The organism is Flavihumibacter sp. UBA7668, assembly GCF_002483205.1.
GTDB lineage: Bacteria > Bacteroidota > Bacteroidia > Chitinophagales > Chitinophagaceae > Flavihumibacter.
This window is the reverse complement of record NZ_DLHM01000001.1, coordinates 613,954-630,912: the sequence shown is the minus strand read 5'-3', so window position 1 is coordinate 630,912 and position 16,959 is coordinate 613,954. Positions and strand designations below refer to the sequence as shown.

13 protein-coding genes are annotated in these 16,959 nt (G+C 41.0%); 3 read left to right on the top strand and 10 right to left on the bottom strand.

Annotated elements, in window-relative coordinates; genetic code table 11:
• Positions 1 to 326: 326 nt before the first annotated feature.
• The 9 genes from B2746_RS02670 to B2746_RS02635 form a co-directional block, all read right to left on the bottom strand.
• Positions 327 to 2,021 (bottom strand): ATP-binding protein, encoded by a 1,695-nt coding sequence (locus B2746_RS02670; protein ID WP_290790740.1) that lies wholly within the window; start codon positions 2,019 to 2,021, stop codon positions 327 to 329.
• Positions 2,021 to 3,154, bottom strand: coding sequence for a sensor protein KdpD (locus tag B2746_RS02665; protein ID WP_290790738.1), 1,134 nt, complete (start codon positions 3,152 to 3,154; stop codon positions 2,021 to 2,023). Before B2746_RS02665 ends, B2746_RS02670 begins: the two co-directional genes overlap by 1 nt.
• A gap of 12 nt (positions 3,155 to 3,166) precedes the next feature.
• Entirely contained in the window at positions 3,167 to 4,255 is a 1,089-nt protein-coding gene (locus B2746_RS02660) for a porin (protein ID WP_290790736.1), read from the bottom strand.
• Positions 4,256 to 4,266: 11 nt separating this feature from the next.
• Entirely contained in the window at positions 4,267 to 4,821 is a 555-nt protein-coding gene (locus tag B2746_RS02655) for a potassium-transporting ATPase subunit C (protein ID WP_290790734.1), read from the bottom strand.
• Positions 4,822 to 4,838: 17 nt separating this feature from the next.
• Complete coding sequence (gene kdpB, locus B2746_RS02650; RefSeq protein WP_290790733.1) at positions 4,839 to 6,896, bottom strand: potassium-transporting ATPase subunit KdpB; 2,058 nt, start codon at positions 6,894 to 6,896, stop codon at positions 4,839 to 4,841.
• 20 nt (positions 6,897 to 6,916) lie between these two features.
• Positions 6,917 to 8,629 carry a potassium-transporting ATPase subunit KdpA gene (gene kdpA, locus B2746_RS02645; RefSeq protein ID WP_290790731.1) on the bottom strand — a complete coding sequence of 571 codons (1,713 nt, stop codon included), beginning with the start codon at positions 8,627 to 8,629 and terminating at the stop codon, positions 6,917 to 6,919.
• 12 nt (positions 8,630 to 8,641) lie between these two features.
• Positions 8,642 to 8,719, bottom strand: coding sequence for a K(+)-transporting ATPase subunit F (gene kdpF / locus B2746_RS22790; protein WP_414655276.1), 78 nt, complete (start codon positions 8,717 to 8,719; stop codon positions 8,642 to 8,644).
• Positions 8,720 to 8,879: 160 nt separating this feature from the next.
• Positions 8,880 to 10,193: a sigma-54 dependent transcriptional regulator gene (locus tag B2746_RS02640; RefSeq protein ID WP_349680598.1), complete on the bottom strand. Its 1,314-nt coding sequence runs from the start codon at positions 10,191 to 10,193 to the stop codon at positions 8,880 to 8,882.
• Positions 10,193 to 12,157: a KUP/HAK/KT family potassium transporter gene (locus B2746_RS02635; protein ID WP_290790729.1), complete on the bottom strand. Its 1,965-nt coding sequence runs from the start codon at positions 12,155 to 12,157 to the stop codon at positions 10,193 to 10,195. Before B2746_RS02635 ends, B2746_RS02640 begins: the two co-directional genes overlap by 1 nt.
• Positions 12,158 to 12,268: 111 nt before the next feature.
• Here B2746_RS02635 and B2746_RS02630 point away from each other — a divergent pair, with 111 nt between their 5' ends.
• The 3 genes from B2746_RS02630 to B2746_RS02620 are packed head-to-tail and all read left to right on the top strand — an operon-like array spanning position 12,269 to position 16,194.
• Positions 12,269 to 13,351, top strand: a complete 1,083-nt coding sequence (locus B2746_RS02630) for a sensor histidine kinase (RefSeq protein ID WP_290790727.1) — start codon at positions 12,269 to 12,271, stop codon at positions 13,349 to 13,351.
• Positions 13,344 to 14,033 (top strand): response regulator, encoded by a 690-nt coding sequence (locus tag B2746_RS02625; protein ID WP_290790725.1) that lies wholly within the window; start codon positions 13,344 to 13,346, stop codon positions 14,031 to 14,033. The genes B2746_RS02630 and B2746_RS02625 overlap by 8 nt, the downstream gene beginning before the upstream one ends.
• 16 nt (positions 14,034 to 14,049) lie before the next feature.
• Positions 14,050 to 16,194, top strand: a complete 2,145-nt coding sequence (locus B2746_RS02620; RefSeq protein ID WP_290790723.1) for a cation:proton antiporter — start codon at positions 14,050 to 14,052, stop codon at positions 16,192 to 16,194.
• On the opposite strand, the gene B2746_RS02615 is transcribed toward B2746_RS02620, so the two are convergent.
• Positions 16,181 to 16,900 carry a leucine-rich repeat domain-containing protein gene (locus B2746_RS02615; RefSeq protein ID WP_414655270.1) on the bottom strand — a complete coding sequence of 240 codons (720 nt, stop codon included), beginning with the start codon at positions 16,898 to 16,900 and terminating at the stop codon, positions 16,181 to 16,183. The genes B2746_RS02620 and B2746_RS02615 overlap by 14 nt on opposite strands.
• Between the last annotated feature and the right edge of the window lie 59 nt (positions 16,901 to 16,959).

Sequence of the window (16,959 nt, the reverse complement as noted above, 5' to 3'; positions counted from 1 at the left end):
AAATCTTTAAGTGTTGGAGGTTTATATTTGTTATACTGCTTTTTCATTGGAATCAGTTTAAGATAGATCTTATCAGAAGGGTTAACAGGATAAGTAGTGTATATAATGCATACAATAGATGAATGGGCCGCAGCCTTCGTTTCATCAGGCGAAAACCTGGTTTCATGATGTATTTATTTGGTAATAAATACCAAAAGCAATACCGGATGGTATGAACTGATCTTGGTTTGTCTAACTAATTGATATAGCGCAGGTTGATCTTAAATCATGAAATTTAAAACTGATTTGTTGGCGACAAATCCTTTTCAAAATGGAAAGATTTATTTTCATTTTGGAAACTGACTAAAGGTAAATCCGAATGTGCTTCCCTGCCCGATGTTGCTTTTAACCCAAATTGTTCCTCCCATGGCTTCCACCATTTCTTTGCAGATGGCTAAGCCGATTCCTGAACCCTTTATGTCTGATCTTCCCGGTATCTGGTAGTATCGCTCAAAAATCCTGGTTAAATAGACTGCTTCAATTCCCTGTCCCTGATCTTTTACCGAGAAGTTGACTGCTGTTGCTGTTTGAGTTACTTCAACCACTACATGGCTTTTATCAGGAGCATTTTTAATGGCATTTGTAAGGAAATTATTGAGAACCCATCCAATTTTATCCGGATCACCCTGTATTTCTGGAAGTCCGGCTTCCAATTGCTCTTCAATTCTTATGGCTTTCTCTTTTGCCGGTGCAGCAACGGTTTGAACGGAATTTTCTACTACCCGGTAAATATTAACGGGTTGGATATTCAACTGAATTTTACCGGCTTCTACTTGTGAAAGATTCAGTAGTTCACTCAAAATGAGAAGCATCCGCTGATTATCTGCGTTGATGCTGTTTACCAATTCCTTTTGCTCATCTGTAAGGGTTCCAATGCGTTCATCTTTAAGGAGTTTTATACTAAAATCAGAGGATGCCAAAGGTGTTTTCAATTCGTGGGAAATGGTAGCAATAAAATTTGTTTTTGCCACATCCAGTTCTTTAAACGATGTAATATTTTTAAGCACTAAAACCTTTCCATTTGTACTGCCCTGCCCCATTCCCATCACTTCTTTGATAAAGTAGTTTTCCCGATTCTCCACTACCACTTTAAACGGGTTCGTAGTTTTTTCTTCCAGTAAAAACCGGAATAAATCATTGCGTTTTGCTACAAGCTCCACTTTTTCGCCAACAATATCTTTCACTGATAATCCTAATAGTTGCAATGCCTGCTCATTGGCAAACAAGACCGTATCTGTTTTATCAATACCTATACTTGCATCTTTCAGACTATTAATAACTGCTTCTGCTCTTGATTTTTCAAAAATCAGTTTGGCCAGATTACTGTTTTCAAAATATTCCAATCGCTCTGCCATTTCATTAAACGACTTAGCCAATTGTCCAAATTCATCTTTTGATTGAATATGAATACGATGGTGATAGTTCTTCTGACTAATTTCCCTGATTGCTTCGGTCAATTTATTAATTGGATCAGTTAAGATGGAAGGAAAATTGACCGCAAACGTAAAGCCAATCAGGAGAATGATGGCAACACTGGTGATGATAATGGTGACAGCCTGTTCCGATGCAGCTTCCGAGTTTTCCGACTTGGTTTGAATAGCCTGCATATTCAGGAAAAGGATGGTTTGAAGCTGCTTCCGCAGGTTGCCTTCCTGTTTACTATCTCCTTTTTTAAATTCCACTAATGCAATACCTAAATTTTTGGTAGCTTCCGCTTCTCCTTTTTCCGTTATGTTGGATTCCTGCAATTTGAGGTAATGTCCGATGGTATCAATAAAATGCTCCTCGCCGCTTAGTACGCTGTCTAAGGCAATCTGCATTCCGTGTGCGTATTGCAGAGATTCATAATTCGCGGTGAGGATATTTTTGGTCTGAAGCCGAAGTTTCACGAGGTAATAAATACCCACGCCTCCGGAACTCATCACCAGAAAAAAGAGAAAGACAGTTCCCCACCGGATTTTATTTTTTACGCTGGTAGCCATTAGGATAAAATAACGATGTCAACATCATTTTTAGAAATTGTTTTCAAAAGCTGATTAAAAACATTGGTTTTCAGAATAATCTGCCACAGGTTCAGGTGTGGTTTGCCTATGCATACGGTTGTTATTTTCCTTTCTTCAATAATTTGTATAATCGCCCGGGAAATATTCTCTTCATTTATCTGAAAAATCTCTCCTCCCAATTCCGTGGCATTTTTAAAATTATTGATCAGGTGTCTTTGCTTGTCCAGTGGTATTTTATCAGGTGCTTCCCTGGACGTTTGAACGTACACTACATACCATTGACTGTTATAGTAGGAGGCAAGCCTGGCCGTTTTCCGAATGATCCTTTGAGCAATCTGATGATTGCTCGACACGCAGGCTAAAAAACGCTCATGTCGAAAGGGATTTTTCTTGTATTCAATGGAGTAATCCACTTTCCGCTCAACCTGTCCGGCTACCTCCTTAAGTGCAAGCTCCCTCAGTTGCAAAATTTTATCCGGCTGAAAGAAATTGGTAAGCGCCTGCTGTACCTTACTCTGCTCATAAATTTTTCCTTCCCTCAACCGGCGAATCAGTTCATCTGCCGGCAGGTCAATGTTTACCACCTCATCGGCTATCTGCAATATTTTGTCGGGTACCCGTTCCTTCACTTCTATCCCTGTAATTCCTTTTACATCTTCGTTGATGCTTTCAATGTGCTGGATATTCAACGCTGAAATTACGTTGATACCGGCATTTAAAACATCCAGCACATCCTGCCAACGTTTTTCATTTTTACTTCCAGGAATATTGGTATGCGCCAGTTCATCAATCAACACCATATCCGGATGGATTAACAAAATGGCAGACACGTCAAGTTCTTCCAGCCGTTTGCCTTTGTAAAAAACTACCCTGCGCGGTATGATGGGCAGATGCTCTGCTAAGGCGGCTGTTTCTTTACGATTATGTGTTTCTATATATCCGATTCGTACATCTACTCCATCTTTCTTAAGCTGATGGGCTTCCTGCAGCATCCGATAGGTTTTGCCTACCCCGGCACTCATGCCAATATAAATTTTCAGCTTACCTTTTTCGCTTTTTTGGCCACCTATTTTTTGCAGCCATTCTTCAGGAGTATGCTGATTGTCGTTCATATAGATGATTCATTAGAATGCGATGGATGTTGAAAAACTGATTGCTGAATTATTATTCCTTGCCATATTTTCTTTTGTAAAGATCGCATCTTTGCTGTTCATGTGCCGTCCTTCAATGCGAAGTAAAATGGCTGGCAGAGGCCGGTAATCCAGGTTTACTGAACCACTAAAGGTTTTGAATCCGTTTGCTGTACCGGTCCCAATTATTACTCCGTTTTGATCACTGAAATATTCTCCTCGTATGGCAATTGCCCAGTTTGAATTGGGTGTTATACGCAGGATTGCCACAGGGGTGTACCACTGATTCAGTTTGTTGCTGTTCGGCGAATTTTGTTCCAGGCCATAATCCAGATTGGCAATCAATCCAACTTTGTCTGTTATTTGGAAGATCCCGTACAGGTTGTTGTGATACCTCCACAATCGCGCAGTATCCGGCTTATCTGTTCCAATAAATGTACTGTAATTGAAGGTGAATTTGTCAGTTGGTTTGTAGGTTACCTGTGTACCCCAGCTCATAAGCGAATTGCCATCCACCCTGGAAATGCGCTGCCAGCCATTTAATGCCATTGCTGATACCAATAATTTCCCATCTTTTGTTGTGTAGGTCAGTTTTGCACCACTTTCAAAATACGGCGTATTTTCTGCTACAAGGCTCCGGGTAAGGGTCCAGTTATCTTTGCCGATGGCGGATTCAAAACCAATATGCGAAGGCAGGATACCAATGTCAAACCAGAGATTGTTTTTTGAACTAAGCTTGTAACCGGCATTCGCTTCAAGAATATATTTTAATACCCCCGGTTCAGCAGCATAATTAGCATTCATGTAGGTGCCAACACCCGCTGCCAGATTAGCCCTGGTTCGCTCTGTTACATAGGCAGCCTTAATAAATCCCAGATTAATGGTAAACTCATTGTGCCGGTTGAAATTGTATAAAAAATCCGGACGGTTATTATTTGAGGGTTGATTGAAATCATAACTGTAATAGCCTTCCACATATCCACTGATAGTAAGTGGGTTTGTTGAGTTGATTGTTTGTACGGAGTCCTGTGCAGTTGCAGCAAATGTCATAAAAATGGCTGCAGCTAAAAATGATATTTTCATATTGATTGTAATTATTTCAACGCGTCAAGCGCGATATTCAGTTTTAAAACATGTACCACATCAGGGCCGATCGGATTTTTTTCTATATGCTGTTCAACCAGTGCATTTACGGATGCCTCTTCCAGTCCTCTGAATTTGGCAACTCTTCCTACCTGTAAGCGAGCGGCGGCAGGCGAAATGTTTGGATCGAGTCCACTTGCGGATGCCGTAACCATATCAGCCGGAATTTGTTCTTTACCAACACCTGGATGATGCACAAGAAAAGTATCTATACGTTCCTGTACAATTTTTAAATAATCGGGATTGGAAGGGCCTTTATTACTGCCTGCTGAACCAGCCGCATTGTAATCCACTGCAGATGGCCGGCTCCAGAAATAGCGATCTTCAGTAAATTTCTGACCGATACGTTCGTACCCAACCACTTTGTTATTGACTAGAATGGTTTCACCATTGCCACCACCCCTGCTTGCTTTGCCAATCAGGGCAACAAGCCCGAAATAAATAACACAACATAAAATGAGCATTACCAGAGATAGTTTTATAGAAGGTTGAATATATTTTTTCATTGCAAAAAATTCATGTTTTAAATAAATAGTCCTATTAGCAAATCAATCAGTTTGATTCCTATAAAAGGAACAATAATACCTCCCATGCCATAAATCAATAAATTCCTGCGAAGCAATGCCGATGCACCGATGGGTTTATAGGCAACTCCGCGCAGGGCCAAAGGAATTAATATCGGGATGATGATCGCATTAAAGATGATGGCTGAAAGTATGGCACTCTCCGGACTTTTCAGATTCATAATATTTAAACCCTGCAACGAGGGAATGGAGGCTATGAATAAGGCCGGAACAATAGCAAAATATTTGGCCACATCGTTGGCAATGGAGAAAGTCGTCAGAGTTCCTCTTGTAATTAGTAACTGTTTCCCAATTTCCACCACTTCAATCAGCTTGGTTGGATCATTGTCCAGATCAACCATATTGCCTGCTTCTTTAGCAGCCTGGGTGCCGCTGTTCATTGCAACACCAACATCCGCCTGTGCGAGGGCTGGTGCATCGTTGGTGCCATCGCCCATCATAGCAACCAGTTTCCCTTTGTTCTGTTCCTGTCTGATATAATTCATCTTATCTTCCGGCTTCGCTTCAGCAATGAAATCATCCACACCGGCTTTGTTTGCAATGTATTTGGCAGTTAAAGGATTATCACCTGTAACCATCACTGTTTTCACGCCCATTTTCCGAAGGCGTTCGAATCGATCCTGCATGCCTGGCTTGATGATATCCTGCAGTTCAATAACACCCTTAATTGTATTGTTTGCTGCTACAACCAGTGGGGTGCCTCCGTTTTCCGCAATGGATTTTACTCTATTCTGTACGCTTTTCGGAAACTGATTTCCTGCTCTCTCCACTTTGGAACGGATGCTGTCCTCTGCGCCTTTGCGGATTTGGGTGCCATCTGATAAATTAACTCCACTGCTTCTTGTTTCCGCTGTAAAACCTATAAACTCCATCTCTGCTTCACGGCGCATGTTCACACCTATCTGTCCGGCCAGTTCGATTATAGATTTACCTTCAGGAGTATCATCTGCCAATGAACTGAGCGCAGCAATTTTGATGAATGTTTTTTCATCCACTCCATCCATCGCATAAAAATTGGTAGCTTTTCTGTTGCCGATGGTTATGGTGCCGGTTTTATCCAACAGCAGGGTATCTACATCGCCAGCTGTTTCCACCGCTTTCCCGCTTTTTGCAATCACGTTTGCCCTCAGTGCCCGATCCATGCCAGCAATTCCAATAGCGGATAATAATCCTCCAATGGTTGTTGGTATCAGGCAAACAAAAAGTGATATGAAAGCAGCTATTGTGACAGGCGTTTGTGCATAATCAGCAAAAGGTTTAAGTGTTACGCAAACAATGATAAATACAATGGTAAAAGATGCCAGTAAAATGGTCAGTGCAATTTCATTGGGTGTTTTCTGCCGATTGGCTCCTTCTACCAGGGAAATCATTTTGTCAAGAAAGGTTTCACCGGGTTGCGTTGTAACCCGAACTATTATTCGGTCCGATAATACTTTGGTACCACCGGTAACGGATGACTTATCGCCTCCTGCTTCACGAATTACGGGGGCAGATTCTCCAGTAATAGCACTTTCGTCTATCGTGGCTATACCTTCCATAATTTCACCGTCCATCGGGATGGTATCACCAGCCTCACAAACAAAACGATCGTTCAGTTGAAGCCGGGAAGAAGAGACCAGTTCTATCTGATTCTCTATTCTTCCATCTAACATTGTCAATAATTTTGCCGGTGTATCCTGCCTTGTTTTCCGCAAGCTATCCGCCTGCGCTTTTCCTCTTGCTTCTGCAATTGCTTCGGCAAAATTGGCAAATAATAAGGTGAGCAATAGTATGATAAAAACGGCCAGGTTGTATCCGAGTGAACCCTGTGACCGATCTCCTGTAAATGCTGTATAAAGCACTACCAGCAACATTACAAAACATCCGATTTCTACAGTAAACATGACGGGATTTTTGACCATCAGTTGCGGATTCAGTTTTACAAAGGATTGTCTGAGTGCGGTGTTAACCAGTGCAGGATCAAACAGGCTATATGATTTTTTTCTATGTTTTGACATAAAGATGGTTTCTCTTTTTATTAAATGGAAAAGTATTCAGCAAGCGGTCCCAGTGTTAATGCGGGGAAAAATGCAAGGGCAGCAAGGATGACAATGACGGCAAATATCATAAGTCCAAAAGTGTAACTGTCACTTCTCAGTGTACCGGCAGATTCAGGAATGTATTTCTTTTTGGCGAGAAGTCCGGCTATTGCAATTGGTCCGATGATGGGCAGGAATCTGCTCAGAATCAATACAAATCCGGTACTTATATTCCAGAAGAGATTGTTGTCGCCCAATCCTTCAAATCCGCTTCCATTATTAGCTGCAGCGGATGTGTATTCATACAGCATTTCACTAAAGCCATGCGCGCCGGGGTTGTTGAGCCAGTTGCCTGGTTTTACGGCCCAATCAGCTTCCGGATGATGGACCAGCACCCAGGAGGAAAGGGCTGTTCCGGCAAGAATAAGTAAGGGATGAAGTATAGCAATCATGGACGCGATTTTCATTTCTCTTGCTTCGATCTTTCTGCCCAGAAACTCCGGCGTTCTGCCCACCATTAGTCCGGATATAAATACAGCAATAATAAGGTAGATGAAAAAGTTGAGAATGCCTACCCCACATCCACCATAAAATGCATTGGTCATCATTCCTAATAGCAGCATAGCTCCGGAAAGCGGCATGGAGCTGTCGTGCATACTGTTTACGGATCCGGTAGAAATTATTGTTGTTACAATACTCCAGTAAGACGAAATTGCCGGACCGAAACGTTGTTCTTTCCCTTCCATTGCTCCCGTTGTCTGGGCAATTCCCAATTTTTCAATAGCCGGGTTGCCACCAAGTTCTGAAACCATGGCTGGTAACAACAGACTTAAAAAACCCAGCGTCATTACCGCAAAAATTACGGTGGAGAGTTTTCTGCGTTTCAGATAAAAACCAAACGCAAATACCAAAGCAATTGGTACTATAACCTGTGCAATCAATTCAACGGTATTGGTAAAGTAATTGGGGTTTTCCAATGGATGAGCAGAGTTTACACCAAACCAACCACCTCCATTTGTGCCGAGGTGTTTAATGGCAATCATTCCTGCTGCCGGACCTCTTGCTACCTGCACCGTATCACCCTGTAAAGACAGATAACTGTCCTTTCCTTCAAATGATGTGGGCGTTCCATTGAACGCGAGCAGGGTTGCAATAACCAAACTAATGGGTAAGAGAATACGGGTGATGGATTGTGTGAAGAATACCCAATAATTACCCAGATGATCTGTTACTTTATCTCGAAGTGCCTTGAATAATACAAATACAGCCGCAATGCCTGTTGCAGCGGAAACAAATTGCAGGAAAGCTATAACAAATACCTGGGTAAGATAAGTAAGACCGCTCTCGCCACTATAATGTTGCAGGTTACAATTCACCAGAAATGAAATAGCCGTATTAAATGCCAGGTCAGGGGATTGCGAGGGGTTCCCATCCGGGTTTAATAACAAAGAGCCCTGCGAAATCAGTAGCACAAAAGCATACACAAACCAAATAAGGTTAATGGTTAACAGGGCTTTCATATGCTGCTGCCAGGTCATTTCCTCAGCCGGATTGATACCGCAGACTTTATAAATGAAACGCTCCAGGGGGGCCATAAAATTCCAAATGGTTTTTTCACCATTCAGCCAGCGCGCAATGGTCTTTCCCAATGGAATAGCAATGAGCAGGGAAAACCCAAAAGTTAGAAGAACACCTAAAATTTCTTTGTTCATGACGGAGGGACTTTAAAATTTTTCAGGTTTTATCAATACATAACAGAGGTAGATAAACACCAGGACGGAAAGAGAGAATAGTGCAGTCATCATATCTCAAATGAATTTGTTTATCCTGTTGCCAAATGAATGCCGGTTCGCTGCTTAGGTGGTATCGTGCTGAAAATCAGTATCTTATAAGATGTTGTGGAAAGTTTTTTGGTGCAGGACTATTTCAAAATGAAAAATGACTTTTCATTTTGAAAAACATTTAATGAATACCGTATTCTTCGAGCTTTCTATAAAGTGTAGTTAAGCCAATACCCAGCAGTCTCGATGCTTCTGCTTTATTCTGTCCGGTGAGTTGAAGTACTTTCAGTATATGTGCTTTTTCCACACTGGCGAGGTCGAATCCTGCTGTCTCAGAAAAAATGGGAAGGGTAGATGGTTCCAATTCTGTACCGTCTGTAAGGATGACACTTCGTTCTATGCAGTTTTTTAATTCCCGGATATTTCCCTTCCATTTCATCCGGCTTAATTGTTGGAGATAAGCTTCGGATAGGGCACTGATTTTTGTATTTGTTTTAGCAGCAAACTGCAACATGAAATGCTTTGCGAGAGCAGGTATGTCCTCTGCACGTTCTCTCAAAGGAGGTAATTCAATTTGAAAGACAGATAAGCGGTAATACAGATCTTCTCTGAATCGTCCGGCTTCCATTTCCTTTTGAAGATCCCTATTGGTGGCAGCAATCAGCCGGATAGTAACTTTTCGAACCTGATTATCGCCCAGCCGGTAGAATTCTCCGGTTTCCAATACCCGCAGTAGCTTGGCCTGTAAATCAATGGGCATTTCACCCATTTCATCCAGGAACAAGGTACCTTTGTCAGCTTCTTCCAATAAGCCTTTGCCATCTTTTAATGCTCCTGTAAAGGCCCCGGCTTTATGTCCGAATAATTCATTTTCCAATAAATCTTTTGAAAAGGCAGAACAGTTGATGGCAACAAAGGGTTTTTGCTTTCTGGGACTATCAGCATGAATGGCCTGAGCAAATACTTCTTTGCCGGTACCGGTTTCACCGGTTAGCAAAACGGTGGTATCAGTTGGAGCTACCCGTCGGGCTGCTGCTATAGCAAATTTGATACGTTGAGATGAACCAAGAATGGATTCAAAGGAATATTGCTTGTTAACTTTTGCAAGTAATTCATTGACTTTGGTCTGCAGGTTGTTTTTTTCAAATGCCCTTTGTAAAAGAGGAATTATTTTATTATTATCCTCGCCTTTTGTTATATAATCAAAGGCGCCGTTTTTCATGGCCTGTATACCATCTGTAATATTTCCATAGGCGGTTAGAACAATTATTTCTGTTACTGGAAATTGCTTTTTCAACCAGGCAGTAAATTCTACTCCATTTCCGTCCGGCAACTTAACATCACATAAAATAACACCAAAGCTTTCTTTTTCCAGCCATTCTTTTGCCGTTTTAAGATTAACTGCTTCTTTCACCAGATAACCTTCCAGCGAGAGAATCCTTGCCAGTAATCCCCTTAACTTAACTTCGTCATCTATGATTAATACGGATTGCATCAGTCCTGAATTCGTTTAATCTGAACATCCACCGGAGCAACAATTAGCGGGAATTTTTCAATTACTACCTTGCCAGGGTCAAGTCCAAATCCTTTCTCTTCAGACAGGCTTATTTCCTTCAGTAGAAAATGGAATTTCATCACGATCTTTTCCCACATACTTAATTCATTATCCTGGCTCAGGTATTTTTCCATTACAACAAACTGAAAATCGCCGACGATATTATTTCGGCCTAAACTTTCATATCTGCTGGTAACATTCACTTCGTGATTGGCTACTAAATCCTCTACAACTTTTCTAAACAGTAAATCAATTCTGGGTTGAACGCGGAAGCCTAACCGAAAATCAATCCGGATAATATCATTCGGTATGATATGATTCACTGAATATTCGGCTGTATAAGGATCATCCATCGTATCTACATGCACAAACCAATAAATATCTGCCCGCTTTGGTTTTTTGAATAGAATTGAATACAGGATTTTGTGTTCAATTTCTTTTGGATTATCTGCACTGGTAAGATATACCAGATGTGTCGCATATCGGGGAACAGATTTGTCATTGCTGAGTTCCTGCAATTGTGGTACATACTGTTCCAGCCGAACAAATTCAACATAACGGTTTTTGATTTTACGCGCCCGGTACCAGTCATACATAACAAAAAAAAGTCCCCCGCCAATGATCAGCGTAACATATCCTCCATGCGAGAATTTTTCCATATTCGCCCATAGAAAGGACAGTTCGATAGATAAATAAACTGCCAGATATAAATAAATCAAAATTGGCTTCACTCGTTTTATCACCAGGTAATTGGCAAATAAAATGGAGGTGGCAATCATACACAAGGTAATCGCCAAACCATAAGCAGCTTCCATATTGGCAGCTTTTTTAAAGTATAAAACAATCCCAATACATCCGGCAAATAATAACAGATTGATAGCAGGAATAAACAATTGTCCCCTTGCTTCCGTTGGATAAACAATTCTAAATTTCGGCCATAAATTCAATCGCATGGATTCGCTGATCAGGGTAAATGATCCGGATATCAATGCCTGACTGGCAATAATTGCCGCCGCCGTTGCGATGGCGATTCCGAAATAGAGAAACCATCCCGGCATAACTCCATAAAATGGATTAAATCCTTTTTCCAGCATGGCAGCTGTTATAATGTTGCCTTTTTGTGTACTTAATAACCAGGCTCCCTGTCCCAGGTAATTCAGGATCAGGCAGGATTTTACCAGTATCCAGGAATAACGGATATTCCATTTGCCACAATGTCCGAGATCAGAATACAACGCTTCTGCCCCGGTGGTACAAAGGAAAACGCCACCAAGTATATAAAAGCCCTTTGGGTAAGTTGCCAGCAGGTTGATTCCATAATAGGGATTAAACGCTTTGATAACCGTCCATTCATCCATAAAATGGATAATCCCCAATGCTGCCAGCATAAAAAACCAGACCGACATAACCGGCCCAAAAAACTTCCCAATAAACTCTGTACCGAATTGCTGAATAAAAAAAAGCACCGTCAATATCCCGATTACAATATAGATGATGCTGCTTTGTTCGATGGAAGAAAAGGCAGGAACCTGTTTTAATCCCTCAATAGCCGAGGTTACAGAGATAGGAGGGGTAATCATTCCGTCAGCCAAAAGTGCTGCCCCGCCGATCATGGCCGGTATTACCAGCCATTTTCTCCTTCTGCGTACCAGTGCAAACAGGGAAAATACGCCTCCTTCTCCTCTGTTATCGGCTTGTAGGGTGAGGATTACATATTTGATGGTGGTTTGAAGGGTAAGGGTCCAGATGATCAGTGAAAGTGCTCCAATTACCAGATCCTCCGTAATTTCTTTTCCATTGGTGATGGCATTTAAAACGTATAGGGGAGAGGTACCGATATCGCCGTAAATAATTCCCAATGCTATAAGAACGCCTGCGAAACTGAGCTTTTGATGTGATCCCATATGGTTGAAATAGGGTGTAAATGTAGAATCGTAAAGGGGGATAAAGCCGCTTCAGCACCGGCTTCCTGAAAATCTTTATAAAATCTTTATGCCCTGCCTGTAATTTTGCGAATGGTTTCGATTTTTCAACTTTACCGGATTGAACGCAAGTATCAGTACCTCTATAGTATTGGTGCTGTGTTATTGGTGGCCGGAACATGTTTTGTTTTCTCAAGCCTGATCGATTATCATATTGTTGCCTTTTTATTGCTGGTTACTGTTTCTTTGGCAGCCGTCAGTTTTGATATTAAACCCGTTTTGGTGGCGGCCTTATTATCTGCACTTCTCTGGGATCTGTTTTTTATTCCGCCAAAATTCAGCTATGCAGTTACCAATCCGGAAGATCTTGTTTTGTTGTTGATGTATTTCATTATTGTGTTGATTAATGCGGTTCTTACCTACCGGATCCGACAGGTTGAAAAACTTGCCCGGCAACGATCGGAAAAAGCAAGGGAGATTCAACTCTATAATACGATTCTGAATTCTCTTTCACATGAATTAAGAACTCCTATTTCAACTATAATTGGTGCCTCTGATAACCTGCAGGAGAATAAAGAAAATCTCAGTGAAGCAAACAAATCGATCCTTTTGAGTCAGATCAGTGAAGCTGCAGTACGATTAAATCACCAGGTTGAAAATCTCCTCAATATGTCGAGACTTGAAGCCGGACAATTGCAGCCAAAAGCAGTGTGGGTTGATTTGCCGGAACTCCTCTATGGATTGGATAAGAAGGCCAAAGAGGCTGATACAAAACATGCGCTGCGATTGGTTTTACAGGATGAACTTCCTATGGTAAAGCTTGATAAAATTATGCTGGAACAGATTCTTTTTAATCTGTTGACAAATGCCCAGGCTCATACACCCGATGATACGAAGATTGAGCTGACCTGTCACTATAAAAATGGTCAACTTGAACTAACTATTGAAGACAATGGAACCGGCTTCCCGATGGATGAACGGGAGTTGGTGTTTGATCGGTTTTATCGGTTGAAAAATACAGCAGGCTCCGGAACAGGCCTGGGCTTGTCCATTGTTAAAGGATTTACGGAAGCATTGGGTGGAGAAGTATTATTAAGTAATAGCAGCAGCGGAGGTGCCCTTTTTACTATCAGGATACCGGCAGCAGCTGCAGTTAATCTTCCAATTTATGAATAAAACACAAGTTCTTATAATTGAGGATGAGCCGGCCCTTCGAACAATGCTCGAAATAACCCTGCAATCGAATAATTATTCCGTTCATCAGGCAAAAAAGGGGAAGGATGGTTTGATAATGGCTGAAAATCATCCGCCTGATCTGATTCTGCTTGACCTTGGCCTTCCGGATATAGGAGGCCAGCAGGTACTGGCTGAATTGAGAACCTGGTTCACCAATCCGATTATTATTATCAGTGTTCAAAAAGAAGAAGAGGAAATTATAAGAGCACTGGACAACGGTGCGAATGATTACTTATCAAAGCCATTTCGTACGGGTGAGCTTCTTGCCAGAATCCGGGCAGCACTTCGTTCTGTAATATCCGAAGATTATCAGCCTGTTTTACAGTTTTCAGGCTTGTCGATTAATCTGGAAGAAAGGACGGTTAAAAGAGAGGAGGAATTGGTTAAGCTGACTACCACCGAATACAACCTGCTTTTGTTATTGGCAAAAAATGAGGGAAAGGTATTAACCCATGCTTTTTTGCTTAGAACCATCTGGGGACCCGGATTCATCAACCAGGCGCAGTACCTGCGGGTTTTTATTGCGCAGCTTAGAAAAAAAATTGAACCCAATCCCAACGACCCCACTTATATTATTACTGAGTCTGGAGTTGGCTACCGTTTTTTAGGTATGTTTGGATGATAATTTACCAATAGCTATGCAAGAGAGTTTCTGGAGAGAATTACTGGAACAATTTCACCGGCCATTAAGTAATCCGGTTTTGATTTTTTCGCTTATTCTGTTAATTATCCTCCTTTCTCCTATTCTTTTGCGTAAACTGAATATCCCGGGTATCATCGGCCTGATTATTTCAGGTGTGGTGATCGGTCCGCATGGCTTAAATATCCTGGCAAAAAATTCCGCCATTGATCTGTTTTCGACCATCGGTTTGTTATATATCATGTTTATAGCCGGACTGGAGCTCGATCTGAATGAATTCAAAAAACATAAAAACCGGAGTTTTGTATTTGGGGCACTCACTTTTTTTATCCCGCTTTCCATCGGTTACCCGGTTTGTCACTACCTGCTCGGCTATGATGCCAATGCGAGTTTTCTGACAGCCAGTATGTTTGCTACCCATACGCTGGTTGCTTATCCAATCGTTACCCGTTTTGGGATTTCCAAACATGCTGTGGTTGCTATTGCAGTAGGGGGTACTATTCTCACAGATACTGCTGTGCTGATTATATTGGCAGTAATCATGGGAGCTTCCAAAGGAAGTCTGAATCAGGAATTCTGGATTAAGCTTGGAACTTCGCTGGCAATTTTTTCCGCTATCATGTTTTTCCTGATACCCAGGATTGCCCGCTGGTTTTTCAGGAAACTCGAAAGTGAAAAAACCTCCCATTATATTTTTGTTTTGTCCGTCGTATTTTTTGCGGCTTTTCTTGCTGAAGTTGCCGGAGTAGAATCCATAATTGGTGCTTTCGTTGCCGGATTGGCACTGAACAAATTGATTCCGCATTCTTCGGCCCTGATGAACCGGATCGAGTTTATTGGGAATTCTATTTTTATTCCTTTCTTTTTGATCAGTGTAGGTATGCTGGTTGATGTGAGAGTTATATTTAATGGTTATACAGCATTGTTAGTTGCCGGTGTGCTAACAGCGACAGCCCTGATTGGAAAATGGCTGGCTGCTTTCACGACACAAAAATTATTTAAGTATAAAACATCAGAAAGGCAATTAATTTTCGGGTTGAGTTCAGCACATGCTGCTGCAACATTGGCCATAATACTGGTGGGCTACCGCGAAGGCATACTGGATGAAAATATTCTGAATGGAACCATTATCCTGATACTGATTACCTGCCTGGTTGCTTCTTTTGCTACCGAACATGCCGCAAAAAAGCTGGTACTGGATTCAGATGCCGGTATGCAAATGGACAAATCAGAGGTCCTTGATAAAGAACATATTTTGCTGCCAATTGAAGATTATGAAAAAGTTGAGCCAATGCTTGAATTGGCCATCCTTTTCAAGGATAAAAAATCACCCCATCCTATTACCGTATTATCTGTAGTGCCCAATAATGAAGAGGCCGAGAATAACCTGCTGATTGCCCGAAAAAAACTGGATAAATCCTACCAGATTGCAGCAGCCACTGATACCAATTTGAATGTGATTGCATCAATTGACCATAATATCAACAGCGGAATTGTCCGAACATCTAAAGAAATAATGGCCAGTTTGGTTATTCTTAACTGGCCGGAGAAGAATACGATGATGGAAAAATTCTTTGGTGAAACCACAGAGAATATGCTTGCTTCACTGGATCGGAATATTATGGTTGTTAATACCAATAAGGTATTGATTACGCATAAAAGAATTTTGATTTTTTGTCCACCTTTGGTTGAAATGGAAAAGGGGTTTTCCACCTGTCTGGATACTATTCTGCGTTTGTCTAAAGAATTATCCATGCCGGTTTTCTGTTATTGCAATCCAAAATCGCAAAGAGATATAAGTGCCTATCTATCTTCATCCAAAACAGGTGCAATCAGTTTCTTTCAATTTGAGGATTGGGCAGATTTTCTGGTATTATCAAAAAATATTCAGCAGGATGATATGATGATCTTTTTCTCCGGAAGAAAAGGCTCTATTTCCCATGACCCTATATTTGATAATGTGTTGATTAAACTCGATAAGTATTTTTCTTCTACATCCAAACTTATGGTTTATCCTAGCCAATTTGACACAGATAGCAAGTTTGATGAATACGAGGATATCAACGCAGAAACGTTGAATAAAGGCATTGAAAAAATTCAGAAAATTGGCCGTGAAATTGGTAATATTTTCAAAGATAAATAATGCACCCTCTTTTCTCTAGTGTGTCTAAACAATATGGATAAGTTTCCAATTGATTCCAGCGTAAGTCAAGTTTCTCTAACTTTTTCAAGGTTAAAATTGATTCCGGCACACTGTTTAATTGATTATTCCTAAGATCCAGTTTTTTTAATTCAGGATAGTTTTGAAGTGGAAGCTGACTGATTTTATTATTTCTCAAATTCAATTCCCAAATTGTTGGTGGTAAAACAGGGATTTTTTTAAATTCATTACCAGACAGATCAAGGTAACGAAGTGATGTTAAAGTCCTTATTTCTTTGGGTAAATCGGATAATTGATTATTGGCAAGTTTGAATTCAATCAAATTTTTCAAATTTCCAATTGAGGAAGGCAGGTTCGTTAATAAATTATTACTGCAATTGAGATAACGGAGCAATTCCAGCTTTCCAATTTCCCCGGGCAAATCTTCAATCTTATTGTTGTGCAGGTATAAATAGGAGTCCAGTTTTTTTAGGTCCCCGATAGAAGATGGAATTTTTTTTAATTTATTATGCCCAAGATCCAGCATCCGTAGGTTTGCCAGTTGGGATATCTGATCAGCTATACTTTCAATATAGTTTTCCGATACATTAAGTGTTTCAAGTTGAAACTGATTCCAAATAGTTTCGGGGATTTCCGTGAGTTGTTTATTGTACCAATTGAGGTGTATATCCTGCGTATTTTGACCCATATTTGCCGTGAATGATAGTTCTAATCCTAAGATACGCAGTAACTTGTTGAGAATTCAGC

What these genes read in the sequence shown, in the direction of transcription:
- B2746_RS02670 (WP_290790740.1), bottom strand. Translation starts at nt 2,021, where the DNA reads ATGGCTACCAGCGTAAAAAATAAAATCCGGTGGGGAACTGTCTTTCTC.
- B2746_RS02665 (WP_290790738.1), bottom strand. Translation starts at nt 3,154, where the DNA reads ATGAACGACAATCAGCATACTCCTGAAGAATGGCTGCAAAAAATAGGT.
- B2746_RS02660 (WP_290790736.1), bottom strand. Translation starts at nt 4,255, where the DNA reads ATGAAAATATCATTTTTAGCTGCAGCCATTTTTATGACATTTGCTGCA.
- B2746_RS02655 (WP_290790734.1), bottom strand. Translation starts at nt 4,821, where the DNA reads ATGAAAAAATATATTCAACCTTCTATAAAACTATCTCTGGTAATGCTC.
- kdpB (WP_290790733.1), bottom strand. Translation starts at nt 6,896, where the DNA reads ATGTCAAAACATAGAAAAAAATCATATAGCCTGTTTGATCCTGCACTG.
- kdpA (WP_290790731.1), bottom strand. Translation starts at nt 8,629, where the DNA reads ATGAACAAAGAAATTTTAGGTGTTCTTCTAACTTTTGGGTTTTCCCTG.
- kdpF (WP_414655276.1), bottom strand. Translation starts at nt 8,719, where the DNA reads ATGACTGCACTATTCTCTCTTTCCGTCCTGGTGTTTATCTACCTCTGT.
- B2746_RS02640 (WP_349680598.1), bottom strand. Translation starts at nt 10,193, where the DNA reads ATGCAATCCGTATTAATCATAGATGACGAAGTTAAGTTAAGGGGATTA.
- B2746_RS02635 (WP_290790729.1), bottom strand. Translation starts at nt 12,157, where the DNA reads ATGGGATCACATCAAAAGCTCAGTTTCGCAGGCGTTCTTATAGCATTG.
- B2746_RS02630 (WP_290790727.1), top strand. Translation starts at nt 12,269, where the DNA reads ATGGTTTCGATTTTTCAACTTTACCGGATTGAACGCAAGTATCAGTAC.
- B2746_RS02625 (WP_290790725.1), top strand. Translation starts at nt 13,344, where the DNA reads ATGAATAAAACACAAGTTCTTATAATTGAGGATGAGCCGGCCCTTCGA.
- B2746_RS02620 (WP_290790723.1), top strand. Translation starts at nt 14,050, where the DNA reads ATGCAAGAGAGTTTCTGGAGAGAATTACTGGAACAATTTCACCGGCCA.
- B2746_RS02615 (WP_414655270.1), bottom strand. Translation starts at nt 16,900, where the DNA reads ATGGGTCAAAATACGCAGGATATACACCTCAATTGGTACAATAAACAA.